This is a genomic window from Paraburkholderia solitsugae (assembly GCF_013177695.1).
Taxonomy (GTDB): Bacteria; Pseudomonadota; Gammaproteobacteria; order Burkholderiales; family Burkholderiaceae; genus Paraburkholderia; species Paraburkholderia solitsugae.
This window is the reverse complement of sequence record NZ_WOEY01000035.1, coordinates 41,190-57,116: the sequence shown is the minus strand read 5'-3', so window position 1 is coordinate 57,116 and position 15,927 is coordinate 41,190. Positions and strand designations below refer to the sequence as shown.

The 15,927-nt window shown below is 61.3% G+C and carries 16 protein-coding genes; 4 read left to right on the top strand and 12 right to left on the bottom strand.

The features are described 5' to 3' along the window. Positions 1–79: 79 nt before the first annotated feature. The 5 genes from GNZ12_RS09325 to GNZ12_RS09305 form a co-directional block, all read right to left on the bottom strand. Positions 80–712: a response regulator gene (locus tag GNZ12_RS09325; protein WP_172310067.1), complete on the bottom strand. Its 633-nt coding sequence runs from the start codon at positions 710–712 to the stop codon at positions 80–82. After that, on the bottom strand, positions 709–2,721 hold the full coding sequence (locus GNZ12_RS09320) for a hybrid sensor histidine kinase/response regulator (RefSeq protein WP_172310066.1): 2,013 nt from the start codon (positions 2,719–2,721) through the stop codon (positions 709–711). Before GNZ12_RS09320 ends, GNZ12_RS09325 begins: the two co-directional genes overlap by 4 nt. Beyond that, positions 2,718–4,820 (bottom strand): ATP-binding protein, encoded by a 2,103-nt coding sequence (locus tag GNZ12_RS09315; RefSeq protein ID WP_328805974.1) that lies wholly within the window; start codon positions 4,818–4,820, stop codon positions 2,718–2,720. Before GNZ12_RS09315 ends, GNZ12_RS09320 begins: the two co-directional genes overlap by 4 nt. A 118-nt stretch (positions 4,821–4,938) precedes the next feature. Beyond that, on the bottom strand, positions 4,939–5,337 hold the full coding sequence (locus tag GNZ12_RS09310) for a hypothetical protein (RefSeq protein WP_172310064.1): 399 nt from the start codon (positions 5,335–5,337) through the stop codon (positions 4,939–4,941). A 138-nt stretch (positions 5,338–5,475) separates the two neighbouring features. Continuing rightward, complete coding sequence (locus GNZ12_RS09305; RefSeq protein WP_172310063.1) at positions 5,476–6,453, bottom strand: hypothetical protein; 978 nt, start codon at positions 6,451–6,453, stop codon at positions 5,476–5,478. Positions 6,454–6,713: 260 nt separating this feature from the next. Here GNZ12_RS09305 and GNZ12_RS09300 point away from each other — a divergent pair, with 260 nt between their 5' ends. Further along, complete coding sequence (locus GNZ12_RS09300) at positions 6,714–7,421, top strand: dienelactone hydrolase family protein (protein ID WP_172310062.1); 708 nt, start codon at positions 6,714–6,716, stop codon at positions 7,419–7,421. A gap of 75 nt (positions 7,422–7,496) precedes the next feature. Here the strand turns inward: GNZ12_RS09300 and GNZ12_RS09295 are convergent, their stop codons facing one another. Further along, entirely contained in the window at positions 7,497–8,099 is a 603-nt protein-coding gene (locus tag GNZ12_RS09295; RefSeq protein WP_172310061.1) for a phosphatase PAP2 family protein, read from the bottom strand. A gap of 312 nt (positions 8,100–8,411) precedes the next feature. Here GNZ12_RS09295 and GNZ12_RS09290 point away from each other — a divergent pair, with 312 nt between their 5' ends. Continuing rightward, positions 8,412–9,275: a GNAT family N-acetyltransferase gene (locus tag GNZ12_RS09290; RefSeq protein ID WP_235993660.1), complete on the top strand. Its 864-nt coding sequence runs from the start codon at positions 8,412–8,414 to the stop codon at positions 9,273–9,275. A 96-nt stretch (positions 9,276–9,371) separates the two neighbouring features. On the opposite strand, the gene GNZ12_RS09285 is transcribed toward GNZ12_RS09290, so the two are convergent. The 6 genes from GNZ12_RS09285 to GNZ12_RS09260 all read right to left on the bottom strand — a co-directional run bounded on the left by GNZ12_RS09285 (position 9,372) and on the right by GNZ12_RS09260 (position 13,124). Then, positions 9,372–9,677, bottom strand: coding sequence for a panthothenate synthetase (locus tag GNZ12_RS09285; protein ID WP_172310111.1), 306 nt, complete (start codon positions 9,675–9,677; stop codon positions 9,372–9,374). Positions 9,678–9,724: 47 nt separating this feature from the next. Then, complete coding sequence (arsH, locus tag GNZ12_RS09280) at positions 9,725–10,483, bottom strand: arsenical resistance protein ArsH (protein WP_172310060.1); 759 nt, start codon at positions 10,481–10,483, stop codon at positions 9,725–9,727. Next, on the bottom strand, positions 10,483–10,905 hold the full coding sequence (gene arsC / locus GNZ12_RS09275; protein WP_172310059.1) for an arsenate reductase (glutaredoxin): 423 nt from the start codon (positions 10,903–10,905) through the stop codon (positions 10,483–10,485). Before arsC ends, arsH begins: the two co-directional genes overlap by 1 nt. Then, on the bottom strand, positions 10,902–11,996 hold the full coding sequence (arsB, locus tag GNZ12_RS09270; RefSeq protein WP_172310058.1) for an ACR3 family arsenite efflux transporter: 1,095 nt from the start codon (positions 11,994–11,996) through the stop codon (positions 10,902–10,904). Before arsB ends, arsC begins: the two co-directional genes overlap by 4 nt. Continuing rightward, entirely contained in the window at positions 11,993–12,319 is a 327-nt protein-coding gene (locus GNZ12_RS09265; protein ID WP_172310057.1) for an ArsR/SmtB family transcription factor, read from the bottom strand. Before GNZ12_RS09265 ends, arsB begins: the two co-directional genes overlap by 4 nt. Positions 12,320–12,497: 178 nt before the next feature. Next, positions 12,498–13,124 (bottom strand): methylated-DNA--[protein]-cysteine S-methyltransferase, encoded by a 627-nt coding sequence (locus tag GNZ12_RS09260; RefSeq protein ID WP_328805973.1) that lies wholly within the window; start codon positions 13,122–13,124, stop codon positions 12,498–12,500. A 213-nt stretch (positions 13,125–13,337) separates the two neighbouring features. Between GNZ12_RS09260 and GNZ12_RS09255 the strand changes: the two genes are divergently transcribed. Both GNZ12_RS09255 and GNZ12_RS09250 read left to right on the top strand, forming a co-directional pair. Then, on the top strand, positions 13,338–14,708 hold the full coding sequence (locus GNZ12_RS09255; RefSeq protein WP_172310056.1) for a leucine-rich repeat-containing protein kinase family protein: 1,371 nt from the start codon (positions 13,338–13,340) through the stop codon (positions 14,706–14,708). Between the two features lie 61 nt (positions 14,709–14,769). After that, a complete protein-coding gene (locus GNZ12_RS09250; RefSeq protein ID WP_172310055.1) occupies positions 14,770–15,732 on the top strand; it encodes a substrate-binding domain-containing protein in 963 nt (320 codons plus the stop codon). Positions 15,733–15,927 lie beyond the last annotated feature (195 nt).

The window sequence follows — 15,927 nt, the reverse complement described above, 5'->3', positions numbered from 1 at the left end:
AAAAATATCTCGCTCGGACGTCGCCGCATCTGCAGTCAGAGAATCCTGATATCCGCATAGGGATTTCCTTAATTGAACGCTATTCCATACTAATGTGATGTCGGATCGCGTAGCGAATCAATTCCGAATTATTGCTGAGCCCCAGTTTTTGCATGAGGCGCATTTTATGAGTGCTGATCGTCTTCGCGCTGAGCGCGAACGCTTCAGCGATATCGTTGATGCTCTTTCCCGCGGCCAGGGCTTGCAGCACCTGGAACTCGCGATCCGACAGAATGTCGTGCGGTGGGGTGTCGCCGGAGTGCGTGCCGAAGATCATCGAGTCCACCAGCTTCGGATCGATGAATCTTCCGCCTTCGGCCAGCTTGCGAATCGCGGTGAGCAGGATCTCCGGGTCGCTGTCTTTGGTGAGGTAGCCGGTTGCGCCGGCGCGCAGGGCGCGAGAGACGACCTGGGCCTCGTTGTGAATGCTCAGCACGAGCACCGGCAGGCTGGCGTACTCGGCCCTGATGCGCCGGATCAGGTCGATGCCGCTAATGCCCGGCATCGTCATATCGAGTAGCAACAGGTCCGGACGACGGGCGCGTAGGATGTCGAGCACTTCGGCGCCTTCGGCCGCCTCGTCGGCGACGACCATGTCGGTCGTGGTCGCGATGATCTGCTTCAGGCCACCTCGTACAATCGCATGGTCGTCTGCAATGAGGATTTTTATCATGGTCTTTTCTCTGTCCTGAGCGGGACGTGAATGGAGACGATCGTGCCCGCGCCGGGTGCGCTCTCGATATGCAGTGTGCCGCCAATCAGCCGCGCGCGTTCGCTCATCCCGAGCAGGCCATAGGAATAGCGCCGGCGCGCCGTGGGCAGATCGAAGCCGCGTCCGTTGTCGCTGATATGAAGCGCCAATTCACCGTTGCCGCCAGTCAGCGTGACGTCGACTCGTGAAGCGTCAGCGTGGCGCGCAACATTGGTGAGCGAGGCCTGCGCGATACGGAACACGGCGGTTGCATGCGCATCCGGCAGAACCGGTTCGCTGCCATGAATCGACAACTGGCATGGCATGCGATTACGTCGAACGAAGTCGTCCACGAGCCACTCGAGCGCCGACAGGATGCCGAAGTTTAGCGCAGCCGGTCTGAGGTGGCTGGCCACATTGCGCACCATCCAGATCGTCTTCTCGACCAGTTCACGCATGTCTTCGGTTTTTCTGGCGGCTTCCGAGTCGCTGTCGAGCCGCATCCGCAACAACGACACATCCATTTTCAACGCGGTCAGCAACTGCCCGAGTTCGTCGTGGATTTCCATGGCGATCCGTTTTCTTTCTTCTTCGCGAACCGCCTCCATGTACGCGGATAACTCGCGCAGCCGCTCGCGCGATTCGAGCAGCTCCTGTTCGACACGCTTGCGTTCCGTCATGTCCTGAATCGTGCCGACCAGCTTGAGCGGGTAGCCCGGCCCTTCGTGCGAGGCTTCGACGTGAAGCTGCACGATGCGCGGCTCGCCGTCAGCGCCGGTCAGGCGGCAATCGAGGAAATGCGGCTGCCGGTCGTTGATCACCGCACGCACGGCCTGTCGTACAGCGGCCCGGTCCTCGGGGTGAATGGCCGCACGCAGGGTTCGATAACTCGGCTTCACACCGGTCGGCTCGAGACCGAGGATCCGGTACATCTCATACGACCAATGCGTCACGCCGGCGGCCGCATTCCATTCCCAGTCGCCCAGTTTGGCCAGCCGCTGGGCGTTCGCCAGACTGGCTTCGCTGGCGCGCAATTTCTCTTCTGCCTGTTTGCGCGCAGTGACGTCGTTGAGGCCGACATAGATCGCCGGGGCGTCGGCGAACGTCGCAATGCGAGCGGTCGCCACCGCCCAGAAGCGCTCACCCTGCGCATTCTTGAAGTGGATTTCGGCGTTGGTGAATCCGCCTTCGGCGCGCAGCAGTTCGACTGTCCTGTCGCGCTCGGTCGGATCGACATAGAAATCGCCCATGTGGGTGGCGCTGTAATCGCCCGAGCCGAAACCGAACAGCCAGCGAAACGGCGCGTTCATGTAAAGAACCCGCCCATCCGGCATGGACGTAATGCACAACGGCACCGGGCTCGTTTCGACGATCGTGCGAAAGCGCGCTTCACTCGACACGAGTTTTGTTTCGGTTCGTTTGCGCTCGTCGATCTCGACGTGCAGGCTGGCGTTCGCGCGCGCGAGCTGGTCGGTCCGCTCGGCGACGCGGATTTCGAGTTCGTCGCGCACGCGGGAGAGCGCTTCTTGCGCCTGCTGCCGAACGGCCACCTCGCTCGAGAGGCTGTCGTTCTGCGAACGGAGTGCCTTGTGCTTGGCGCGCAACGCGAGATGGGTGCGAATGCGCGCCAACATTTCGGCAATCTGGAACGGTTTGGTGACGTAGTCGATGCCACCCGCTGAGAATCCTTCGACGAGGTCGTCCGTATCGGCCAGCGACGTCATGAATATCACCGGAATCTCGCGGGTCTGTTCGTTGCGCTTGAGCCGGCGACAGGTTTCGAAGCCGTCTATACCCGGCATTTTCACGTCGAGCAGGATCAGGTCGGGCTGCGAAAATTGCGCACGTTCGAGCGCCTCCTCGCCGTCGAGCGCAACGAACACGCGAAAGCCCCTATTCTCGAGACTGTCGACCACGACGCCGAGGTTGATCGGCGCGTCATCCACAACCAGAATAGTGGCCGGCTCCGCCATGATCGTGGTGTCAGTCATGGCTTGTGCCTCCTCTCGAGATAGTCCTCCACGAGCAGCAGGATGGCCTTGGACTGATAGCCTTTCACAAGCGCGCGTAACTCCGTTGCCAATGCCAGATTGCGTTCATCGAGCGCCGCCATCCTGTCGGCCCATTCGGCGATGGCACGCATGTCGCCTAGACGGGCGAGACGATGCAGCGTGTCGAGCTCGTCATCGGGCAGCACGGGAGCGCGCGATGGGTCAGGTGGGGGCGAGCGGGTCACCGGCGAGTAAGTCCATTCCAGTACCAGCAAGTCCGCCAGATGGGCTTGCAGCCAGTCGAAGTCGACTGGCTTGGAAAGGAAAGCGTTCGCGCCTGCATCGGCGCTTCGTTTCTCGTCGCTCCAGGAAGGATTCGCCGATAAGACGATGATCGGCGTATCGCCAAGTCCCGGTAATCGACGCAATCTGCGCGTCGTCTCGAGCCCATCCATGTCCGGCATCAAAATGTCGGTCATGATGAGCGACGGCGCCCCGCTTTGCGCCTGCACGAGTCCTTCGTGCCCGCCGGCGGCCTCCAGGGTGTCGAAGCCGAGTTGATCGAGAAACTCGACCACGACGGCTCGATTGACGGGCTCGTCGTCGATCACCAGCACGGTGCGGCGCGGGCCGGTGTAGCCCGTCGCGCGCCGCGCGGCCGACGTTGCCGAAGCGCTGGGCGCCGCGGACGCATCGGCAGCGGCCGGCGCGAGATCGAACCAGAAGGTGCTCCCGTGTGCGACCACGCTTTCCACGCGGATTTCGCCGCCCATTGCGCGCACGAATTGCTGGCTTATCGCGAGGCCGAGCCCCGCGCCACCCGCGCGCCGTTCTGTGCTGCCGGCCTGCTCGAAAGGCTGGAAAATCGCGCCGAGCTTGTCGGCCGGGATGCCGATGCCTGAGTCCCGTACACAGAAGCGCACCGCGCCTGAAGGCGCACGGGTGACTTGCAGGACGACCCAGCCTGCGTCCGTGAATCTGACCGCATTCGCCAGCAAATTGAGCAGCACCTGGCGTAGACGGCGCTCGTCTGCCCGCACCGCGCAGCCCAGGTCGGGGGGCAGCTCGCATAGGAATTGCAGGCGCTTTTGCTCCGCCTTCATCCCGATGATGTCGCGGATCGCATCGAGAACGCCGGGCAGCGATACATCGGCCATCTCGATGCGCAGCTTGCCGGCTTCGATACGCGCGAAATCGAGCGTATCGTCGATCAGCGTCAGCAGATGCTCGCCGCTACGGTGGATCACTTCGACCGCGTTGCGCTGCCGCTCGTTCTGGCTGCCGTCGCGCAGCAAAACCTGCGCATAGCCGAGGATGCCGTTCAGCGGCGTGCGCAGTTCATGGCTCATGTTCGCGAGGAATTCGCTCTTGGCCCGGTTGGCGGCTTCGGCCAGGTGCCGCGCCTCCCGCTGCTGAGCGGCGTCGCGCTCGGCCAGATAGGCGTCGTGCAACCGCGCGCCCATGTTGTTGAACGCGGTCGCTACGCGATCGAGCTCATCCGGCCAGCGCGGCTGACGGCGCGGCAGGACGAACGGCTTCGGCGCTGCACGGAAATCGTATTCGCCGACCAGCCGGGCAATCGTGGCGAGATGCCGGGTCACGAGGCGCGAGAAGATGTAGATGGTGAACAGCGCAACGATGAACGTATAGGTGGCCTGACTGACCAGAATGACAAGCGCGGTTTGCGTCAGCGCTTGATAGAGATTGGTCAGCGTCGCCTGCACATAGAGCGTGCCGATCTGCTGCTGTGCCCCGTGGATGCGATAAAAGATCGGAAATTCGCGGGATATCACGGCGCCCGTCATGCGCGTGCCAGCCGTCACCACCATCGGCGTCGCGCTCGATCCGGTCTCGCGAACCTCGGCGGCGCACAGGTCAGCAAGGCGCAAGATGCCGTTCAGTTGAAGCTGAAGCTCGGTGCGGTTGAGCTGCCACAGACCCTCGCCGAGGCTGTCGCGATTGCTTCTGTCGATGTCCGATAGGCGTGTTTCGATCAGCTCGACGCCGCGGCTATAGTCGCGATAGAGCTGTAGCGCGGTCAGCAATAACGTTACCGCGCAACTGAACAGCAGCACAGTGGCCAGCAGCCGGAGAACCACGCTGTGCCGGAATCGGCCGGGCGGGGCAACGAGTGAACCAACGCTATTCGCCACCATATTTCCCCGCGAGTGCTGTGATGCTTGTCCAGGTATTTTGCACTCGTGGCCGAATCGCGGTCTATAAGGGGCCGTCGAGGAAATCCGCTACTGCAACGGCCGGCGCTTGCCCCGCTGCATTTGCGCGCCACACTCGCGTCCACAGGGCGCTCGCGCCGTGCGCGGCAGCGGCGCCGCGTGGCAATGGGGTTCCAACGACTTCGCGGGCGCTGCCGATGACTTCGCGGACCACGATCGACTCACGCGTACTGAGTTTCCCCGGCTGGAACCGGGACAGATCCGACATGGTGTCGGCCAGACGCTTGATCGCAGCCGCATCGTGACCGGTCAACGGCCAGCAGTGCAAAAGATAGGCGAGCGGTACCAATTTTCTTTCTTCACACCAAAGCTCGAACAGACGACCGCACAGCTTGTCGATGCGTTCAACTGTTTGCTCGCGCGGCAAAATATAGTTGGTCATGACGGTGGCCAGGCGATGGGTTGCGATGGACCACTTTAAACGCTCGGCCCACGTGTTGCCGTCAGGCAGTCCGGACTATCGGCGGCTGGTTTCCTGATTTTTTGGTCAGGAAATCCTTACCGTCCATCGTCCCTCGAATCAATTCTGTTTCTTTCCGTCGAACGGATCGAGCCAGAGCTCTTTGCGATCCAATGGCACCCAGGCCGGGAGCAAGGGATTCTTCAAATCGATCACCACGCGGCGCTCGAGGTGCAGATCGGCGATGCCCTGCGCGAAGTGTTCACGGAATAACGCTTCAAAACTCCCGTCCTTCAGCATGGCTTCGAGGCCGTCTCTAAGCCGCTTCGCTAGCAGCGGGTCGGATTGGCTGACGTAGAAGAACTGCGCATACGGGTATCGGATCAGCAGGTGAGAGTCGATCCTCATATTGGGGTAGCGCGGCTGAAAGGCCGCCAGTTCATGCGTGATCTCAACCACGCCGCGCGGGAAGATATCGAAGCGGTGGTCAGCCAGCATCGCAAAGAGAAGGTCATAACGGACTGCGGTAACAAGTGGCACGTCGGCCAGGCGAAATACAGGAACGTCGCCCCAATCCTGCCCCTGGCCAACGCTAAGTGTGCGAAGACCCTGGAGGTCGTGGATCGTGTCGAGCTTCGCCTGCTCGCCTTGATTGATCAGACCCACCCGATAGCCGAGCAGGCCACGGTCGATGGGAATCGGCACCGGAATCGCCGCGGTGTCGAGCTCCGCGTGTCCCGGCTCGCTCGCTATGACGTTGATCAGGCGGCCCGATATCACCTCGTCGATCTCGCGCTGGGCCGACATCGGTGAAAAATAGGCGTCGATGACGTAGGGGCCGTAGGCGGGTACGGTGTGGTTCAGCGCGGCGATAAGAAAGGCCCACCGGCCGTCTCTCACCACGTCCCCGGATACGCGAAGAATACGGACGTGGGTCGGGGCGGTGTGCGCGGCAACGGTCGACGGATCGGGCGCGGTGGCGCTGCCGAAGGCCGGGCTCAACAGCGCGCCGGCAATCACGGCGAGCACGACGGACAGCTTGATGCGGCCACGTGATCCGGATCGGCGGGTGCCATTAATGTGATTGAGGACGAACATGAGTGGCCTGAACCGGGAGCGACGTGTAAGCGGCAGTATGAGTTCGCGTGGCCGATTTGGCCAACTTCAATCGTTGCCGGGGGGAGACGGATTCTGCCGGTCGTCCAGATTGCCTGAGTGGAGGCGCACGCGGTGCGCCAGCCGGTTTTTCCTGACCCGGTCAGGATGGTTACGCCGTGTCGATCTGCCTGGCCGGGGTCCAGCAGAACCTGCCACACTGGCGCTATGCTAGTAGCTTCGCCTACCTCGAGGAGCAACTGATGAAACAGACTGCGGGATCGATGATCACGTTTAGCCGCCCTGACGGCAAGGATGTCCAAGGTTATCTGGCCAAGCCGGAGAAGCCGGAGGGCGCACCCGCCATTGTCGTGATTCAGGAATGGTGGGGTTTGAACGACCAGATTCGCGGCGTGGCGGACCGGCTCGCGCAGGCCGGCTATCTGGCGCTGGTGCCCGATCTCTTTCGCGGCAAGTCGACGGTTGAAGAGGCGGAAGCGAACCATTTGCTGAGCGGGCTCGACTTCGGCGACGCAGCGACTCAGGACGTGCGGGGCGCCGTCCAGTATCTGAAGCAGCATGCGGCGAACGTCGGCGTGACCGGCTTTTGCATGGGTGGCGCGCTCACGTTGCTCGCGCTATGCAATATTCCTGAAGTGTCGGCCGGGGTGGTGTGGTACGGCTTCCCTCCGCTCGAGTACATCGACGCATCGAAAATCAAGGTTCCCGTTCTCGGTCACTGGGCGACCCAGGACGAGTTCTTCCCGGCTGAAACGGTCGACGCATTGGAGGCCAAGCTCACTGCGGCCAATGTCGACGTCGAGTTTCATCGCTATCTCGCGTACCACGCGTTTGCGAACGAAACGGCCGTCGGGCCGGGCCGTATCTCCAGAACCCAGTTCGATCCGGTCTGGTCGCAGCAGGCCTGGGACCGCACGCTGACCTTCTTCGGCCGCACCCTTTGGAAGTAAGCGGCAAGCTGCGAGCAGGGCGCTAGCGGCGTTCTGAGAACGCCGCGCGAACCGCTGCCCGCGTGGTCACCTGGCCTATGAGGACAACCAGCCGCGCCCGATTGGCCACGCCAGCAGCTTGCGGTACACGGCGATAAGGCCGCGTGTGACTGTGGCGCCGCCCAGCCGCCACAGTGGCTCGATCAGCAGGAACGCCAGGCATGCCACGGCGACGGCGCCGACCATGTCGAGCGGGAAGTGAACGCCGACAAACACACGCGCCCACGCCACCGCGAGACCGGACAACAGGATCGCCACACCGTAACGTGTCACGCCACCTAGCAACAAGGTCAACGCGATGCTGGCGAAGAAGGTTCCGTGGTCGCTAGGGAACGACGAGTCGGGCGCGTGCTCCAGATACGTATGGCCGATGCCGATCACGAAAGGCCGGGGATGTGGCCAAATCACACCGATAATCTGACTCAGTCCGAGGGCGAGCAGGGTCACGCAAAACGCGCGCACGGCGACTTCGCGCTGACGCTCGTCGCCGAAGAGCCATATCGCGATGAGTGCCAGCGGCACGAGATAAACGACGTAAATAGCGATCGAGCGTGCCACGTCGATTTGCCAGGCGGGCGTCGCTGGCGTGGCGTTGATCATCAGAAAGAGCGCGTGATTGTATGCTTCGAGTGTATTCATGCAGTGAGATTTTTGAGACGTGTTATCAATGGTGACGTGTTGCCAGACCGATGCCATGGCAGAGAGCGCTTCGCGAGGTCCCGCAATAGCCGGATTCGATCCGTGCAGGCCATGCGGCACGCCGGACTATCGCGTGCCGATCTTAGCGGGCGAACCTTAGGGAACGCTTAGACCGCAGCGATTGAAGTTGGTGCCTGGCGTGAGCCACCACTTCATCGAGGATACGGCTGAGGAGCCTATCGCCCTCGGCTGCGAGGTGGCGGCAAGGGCGGCGGCCGCTATTCTTCAGGAGCAGTGGGCGAGGCGATCGTGATGAACCTGGACGAGCATGATGATTTTGTCGTGCGCACCATGTCGGCTGACGACGTAGCGTTATCGGTCGAATGGGCTGCGGCGGAAGGATGGAACCCCGGCCTGCACGATGCAGAATGTTTTCGTGCCGGCGACCCTAACGGGTTTTTTGTCGGAGCGTGGCGCGGCGAACCGGCTGCCTGCATTTCCGCGGTCGCCTACGGCGAGCATTTCGGCTTTATCGGTCTGTATATCGTGAAGCCGGCGTTTCGCGGCAGAGGCTTCGGCATGCGCGTCTGGCAGCACGGGATGGACTATCTGTGCAACCGCAATGTCGGATTGGACGGCGTCGTCGCTCAGCAGGCGAATTACAGGAAGTCCGGTTTTCGGCTTGCATATCGAAACATTCGCTTTCAGGGTGTCGTTCAAGCCTCCGCCCAAGGCGCTGCGCGGTCGAATATTCTGGATGCGTCGGCGCTGCCGTTCGAACTGCTGTTTGACTACGATCGCCGGTGCTTTCCCGCCGCGCGTGAGCGTTTTCTCGCCGCATGGCTCGGACAACCTGGCGCCATCGCGCTGGCCGCGGTTCGCGACGGTCAGGTTGCCGGCTACGGCGTACTGCGCCGTTGCAGAGCGGGATGCAAGATCGGCCCGCTCTTCGCCGATAGTGAAGAGATCGCGGACGATCTGTTCGATGCGTTGGCTGCGCGCATGCCGGGCGAGGTCATTGTCCTCGATGCGCCGGAGACCCATCCCGCTGCTGTCGCGCTGGCTGAGCGGCATGGCATGACGAGCGTCTTTGAAACCGCGCGGATGTACACGCAGGAACCGCCCGCTATCCAGATCGAACGCGTGTTTGGCGTGACATCATTTGAACTCGGATGATCGGAGCACAGGTTCGCGCCTTTGCGCGGGTTGCCGTCTGCGGTGCGTCTCATGAACCGCAGGCGGCAGACACATCGTTTGATACATGCGTATGTGCTACTTCCATTTTGAGCCGAGATTCTCCAGTCCGGCTTTCATGAGGTCCTGTGGCAACATGACGACGCGGAATTCGCAGTCGGCGTTGAATTTCAGAAAAAATGGTTCTGCGAGTGCGGGAATTCCCGATGGATCGTCGAGGTTCACGATGAGTACCGCGCCGCGTGTTCCGTTCTGCTCGGTGAAGTAGGCGGCTTCCGGTTTTATTTCTTCAAGTATTCTTCCTATCACTTCGCCGGCGGTGCCTTCGCGCACCAGCGTGTTGAACGGTTCGTGCGGTATCCGTACGTTGAGAAGCATTCGCATGTCATCCTCCTGGTTGATGCCCAAAGGGCCTCTTAAGGATAGGAGCTTTATGCGCCGATGTCGGCATTGTTGTCGGCGTTGACCGCCTCATGATCCATTGCGGCGGCCGCCAACGCGCTCGCCAGTTCCGGCTGCGCTTCCTTGCGTTCGCTGTAGCGATCGGTCAGGTAGTCCGAACGGTCGCGTACCAGCAACGTGAACTTGTACAACTCCTCCATCACGTCGACGAGGCGATCGTAGTAGGCAGAGGGTTTCATCCTGCCGTCGGCGTCGAATTCCTGGTAGGCCTTCGCCACCGACGACTGATTGGGGATCGTCACCATCCGCATCCAGCGGCCCAGCACGCGTAGCGCGTTGACAGCATTGAACGATTGCGAACCGCCGCATACCTGCATCGCCGCGAGCGTGCGTCCTTGCGTGGGACGCACGCCGCCGCTTTCGAGCGGCAGCCAGTCGATCTGATTCTTGAACACGGCCGTGAGCGTACCGTGACGCTCCGGGCTGCACCACACCTGTCCTTCCGACCACGCCGATAGCTTGCGCAGTTCGACGACCTTCGGATGATCGGCCGCTACGCTGTCCGTGATCGGCAGGCCGTGCGGATCGAAGACCCGGGTTTCAGCGCCGAATTGGCGCAGGATGCGTTCGGCTTCGAGTGTGAGCAGCTTGCTGAACGACGTGGGACGCAACGACCCATACAGCAGCAGAATTCGCGGGGCGTGTTGCGAAATCGTGTGCGGTTCGAGTTTTTGCAGATCCGGCGCGTGGAAATGTGGGCCGCTGATGTTGGGCAGATTCCCGGACATTAACGAATCCTCCGTCCTGCGTTGTCGATCACCTGCTCGCCGTCCTCTTTTGTAAAAGCCCCTTGTTGCGCCGCAGGCAGGATATCGAGAACGACTTCGGAGGGGCGGCATAGACGCACGCGGAGCGGGGTGACCACAATCGGGCGATTGATGAGGATCGGATGTGCCAGCATCGCATCGAGCAATTGCTCATCGCTCAAGGACGCCTCCGCGAGGCCGAGTTCGGCATACGGCGTACCCTTCTCGCGCAGCGTGGCGCGCACGGTGAGGCCGGCGCGGGCGATCAGGTCCTTCAGCGTGGCTCGATCAGGCGGGTTCTTCAGATACTCGATGATCTCCGGCTCGATGCCGGCATTGCGAATCATGGCCAGCGTATTGCGCGAGGTGCCGCAATCCGGGTTGTGATAGATCGTGACGCTCATGCTTGCTGTCCTCGTTGTCCTTTAACGCTGTGTTTCGCCTCGTACCAGTGCTGCGAACGATTGACGACGCCGACCACCAGCAGCATTACCGGCACTTCGATCAGTACACCGACCACCGTGGCAAGCGCCGCGCCCGAATGAAAGCCAAACAGGCTGATCGCCGTGGCCACCGCAAGCTCGAAGAAATTGCTTGCGCCGATCAGACTCGACGGACCCGCGACGCAATGCGCGACGCCAAGCCGGCGATTGAGCAGATAGGCGAGGCCGGAATTGAAGAACACCTGAATCAGAATCGGTACCGCGAGCATCGCGATGATGAGCGGTTCCTTGACGATTGCCTGCCCCTGGAAGGCGAACAGCAGTACGAGGGTTGCGAGTAACGCGCTGATCGAATAGGGCGCGAGATGGGCGACCGCCCGCTGGAAATGCGCATCGCCCTTGGCGAGCAGATGGCGGCGCAGCCACTGCGCGAGGATGACGGGGATGACGATGTACAAGCCGACCGACGTGATCAGCGTGTCCCATGGCACTGTAATCGCCGACAAACCCAGCAGAAGAGCGACGAGCGGCGCGAACGCCACGATCATGATGGCGTCGTTGAGCGCCACTTGCGATAGCGTGAAATACGGGTCGCCCTTGCAGAGTTGCGACCAGACGAACACCATCGCCGTGCACGGCGCGGCGGCAAGCAGAATGAGACCGGCGATATAGCTGTCGAGCTGATCCGCGGGAAGCCATGGCGCGAACACATGCCGAATGAAAATCCAGCCGAGCAACGCCATCGAAAACGGTTTGACGAACCAGTTCACGAACAAGGTCACGCCGATACCGCGCCACTGGCTTTTCACCTGCGTCATCGCGGCAAAATCGATCTTGACCAGCATCGGAATGATCATGACCCAGATCAGCACGCCGACCGGAAGATTGACCTGTGCCACTTCCATGCGGCCGATCGCCTGAAAGAGTTGCGGGAGTAGCTGCCCGAGGAGGATGCCGCATACGATGCACAGCGCCACCCAGACAGTCAGGTAACGTTCGAAGAATCCAATCGCCGGCCGGGCGCTGCGTGCCGTGGTGTTGGCGGTACTCATTTTTCGCAGCAGCCGGGGAGATCGCTCGCGGCACATGGTGCGCCGGCGCAGCAGTTTTCGGTCAGGAAGGCGACCAGTCCCGTCATCGCATCGAAATTCGCCGAATAGATGATGAAGCGTCCGTCCTGCCGCGGTTTCACCAGTTCGGCATGTGACAGGTCCTTGAGGTGGAACGAGAGGCTTGATGGAGAAAGCCCGAGCTGCTGCGCGATTTCACCGGCGGCCATGCCATCCGGCCCGGCAACGACCAGCAAACGGAAGATCGCCAGCCGCGATTCATGAGCGAGCGCGCCAAGGGCGCGTACAACGAGGTTCGAGTCCATGGCCAAACGATACGCCGATCGTTTTAACATTTCAAGTATTGTTGAAATTATGTGCCGGGTGTACCTGCCGAGTATTTTCAGGCTATTTCATTCGGCGGCGCGTGGCCTGCGGGCGATGTGACCTGTCACGAGGCATTCAACGCCACCGCCTGAGGCCACCGTAGGACCTCGAATCGGCTCAGTTGCCGAACAACGAGGTCTGTGTCCCGCGGCTTGGCGCCGGACGTGCCGGTTTCACCGGCGTTTCCCGGCCCACCGTTGCCGGCGCGGCGCCCGACGCCGCTGCCGCTGCCTCAGTCGAATTCGCAGCCGCTTCCAGCGAAGTCTGCCCAGCCTCGAGCGAGAGGAGCAACATCTTGTTCGTCAATCCGCCTGCAAAGCCGGTCAGCTCGCCGGACGCGCCGATCACGCGATGACACGGCGCCACGATGGAGATCGGATTTCTACCGTTGGCCGCGCCCACGGCCCGCACCGCGTTAATGTTTCCGATTTGCCTCGCGATGTCCGAGTAGCTGCGCGTTTCGCCGAACGGGATCGTCAAGAGCGCTACCCACACCTTCTTCTGGAAGTCCGTTCCCTGGAAGTCGAGTTCAAGATCGAACCGGTCTCTCGTGCCTGCGAAATATTCATTCAACTGCCGTTCCGTTTCGACCAGGATCGGGCGGTCATCCGCTTCGACGATTTCCGGAAGACGCACCCGGTTCGACTTGTCGTTCTCCCACAGAATGGCGGCAAGCCGGTTCCCGTTTGCGACGAGCTTGAGCTCGCCGACGGGCGAATCCATTAACTTGTATGCGTATGTCACGTTGCGTGGTTCCTGGCTAGCTGGAGGCTGGAATGGCTCAATGCAAGGCTGCGATCTCGCTGTGCCGTGGCTCCGATACCTGACAGCTTAACCGTCGTCCTCGCTGAGGTCACGCCGGATCTTGCTATCCAATTTCGCGCATGGCCCGCGACTCAGTAGAATTGATACCCTCGGCACGTTGCCGACCGGCAACCGGAACTCTTCTCTACCACTGTGACAACCACCCTTGAACAACTGCGGGCCGGACAACTGTCGGGTACTCGCCGACTCAAACTGTCGTGCGGGCTGAGCGAATTTCCACGCGAAATTTTCGACCTGGCCGACACGCTGGAAATTCTCGATCTGTCGGGCAATGCACTCTCGACGCTGCCGGACGATCTGCCACGGTTAAGCAAGCTGCGCATCATCTTTGCTTCTGATAACCCGTTCACGGAATTACCGGAAGTCCTCGGGCAGTGTTCGCAACTGAGCATGGTCGGCTTCAAGGCAAACCGCATCCGCAAGGTTTCGGGTCAATCGCTGCCGCCGCTGCTGCGTTGGCTGATCCTCACCGACAACGAGATCGAGGCCCTGCCGCCGGAAATCGGCGCCTGCGCGCAACTTCAGAAGTTGATGCTTGCCGGTAACCGGTTGCGCACGCTTCCCGAGGAATTGGCTGCCTGCTCGCAGCTCGAACTGCTGCGTCTCGCGGCGAATCAACTCAGCGGACTGCCTGCGTGGTTGCTGCGCCTGCCACGGCTTTCCTGGCTGGCTTTCGCCGGCAATCCGTTCAGCGAAGCGCTGGAGACGGCGGCACTGGTCGAGACACCGATTGCCGATATCCGATGGAACGAGTTGGAACTCGAACAGCAGTTAGGCGAGGGTGCGTCCGGTGTCATTTACCGTGCGGCGCTTCTTGCTCATCATGACGATGCGAGCCGACCGGTGGCCGTCAAGTTGTTCAAAGGCGCGGTAACGAGCGACGGCTTGCCGGACTGCGAGATGGCGGCCTGCATTCGTGCGGGCGATCATCCGAACCTGATCCCGGTGGTGGGCAAGGTGAAGGACCATCCGGCGGGCGCACATGGCCTCGTGATGGAACTGATCGATCCGCAATTCACGAACCTTGCCGGACCACCGAGCCTCGAGTCCTGCACACGTGACGTCTACGACGCCGGTACGCGCTTCGAGTTGGCCTCGGCGTTACGCGTTGCCTACGGCATGGCGTCGGCAGCTTGTCATTTGCATCGGCAAGGTGTCATGCATGGCGATCTGTACGCACACAATGTTCTGCACTGTGGGCAGGGTCGCGCGTTGCTGGGCGATTTTGGCGCGGCGTCGTTCTATACCAATGATGATCGGGACCTCGGCGCCGCGCTGCAGCGCCTCGAAGTCAGGGCGTATGGTTGTCTGCTCGAGGAGTTGATCGACCGATGCGACTGGCTGGATGCGGAAGCGGACCTCGCAGCGAAGCTGGTGGCGTTGAAAGAGCATTGCTTGAGCGGGGATACTGGCAACCGGCCGTTGTTCGATGAAATCGCTTCCGTTTTGCGGCAGCTAACGGGCACCGGCGATCAGGACGCAGCGGCGTTGGCGGCGGTTTGATCCGTTTTATGCAGGGACGCAAAGCAATGATTCGTCCGTGTGCTCCAAGGAGAGAAAATCAATGACGCAGAGGATGCGCCGCCGCGTGCTGGTTGCCGGCACGCTAGCTGCGGCAGGCCTGACAGGTGCGGCTCGTGTCGATGCCATGCAGGGCGGCACGCTGAAGATCGCCCTCGTGTTGAAGTCGGTGACTGATCCGTTCACGGTAGCGATGGCGAACGCTGCGCTGAATTATCAGAAGCACTATGCGTCGCAGTTCGGCTTGACCGTTCGCGGAACGGCAACGGAAAGCGATACTGCCGCGCAGATCCGAATGGTGGACGAGTTGATCAAGGCTAGGATGAACGCGATCGTCATCGCGCCGACCGACTCGAAGGCGCTGACCGTGATCGTGGCACGGGGGATCAAGGCCGGCATCATCATGGTCACCATCGATAACCCGCTCGATGACGTGTCGCAGGATGCCGCGCACATCTCCGTGCCCTTCGTCGGCCCGAATAACCGCAAGGGTGCGAAGCAGGTGGGCGACTATCTTGCGGCGCGGCTCAAGGCGGGCGATCAGGTTGGCATCATCGAAGGCATTTCCGCTGACCGCAATGCGCAGCAACGCACGGCCGGTAGCAAGGACGCGATGAGCGCGGCCGGCATGCAGATCGTCGCCATACAAGCAGGCGACTGGGACTATGGGAAAGGACGGGACGTTGCGTCGAAGATGTTAGCCGACTACCCACAAATCCGTGCGTTGATGTGCGGTAACGACAATATGGCAATGGGGGCGGTGGATGCCATTCGCGATGCGGGGAGAACCGGCGGTGTGTATGTCACCGGGTATAACGGCAGCGATGCGATCAAGCCGTTGCTCGCCGACGGCCGCGTGCTCGCGACAATGAATCAGTTCGCCGAACGGCAAGCCGTGTTCGGCCTCGACGTGGCGTTGAAAGCTGTCACTGAACAGACAAAGCAGAACGAATTGTCGCGGGTCATTGAAACGCCCCTGCAGCTGGTCACGGGCGTGAGTCGCTGAAGTAGAAAGGCCGATTCCGGACCCTGCAAGAAATCCGATACCCAACGGCCCTAACCGCACGAACAACGAATACAGACGCGTTCACCGACCGTGATTCCGCCGTTGCTTCTTCTTATAGTAAGTAATCCTTATATATTAAGATTGGCCGGTTAGCCACGGACCACCATTGGAATGCTGGCGCCGTGGAGCGGAAGA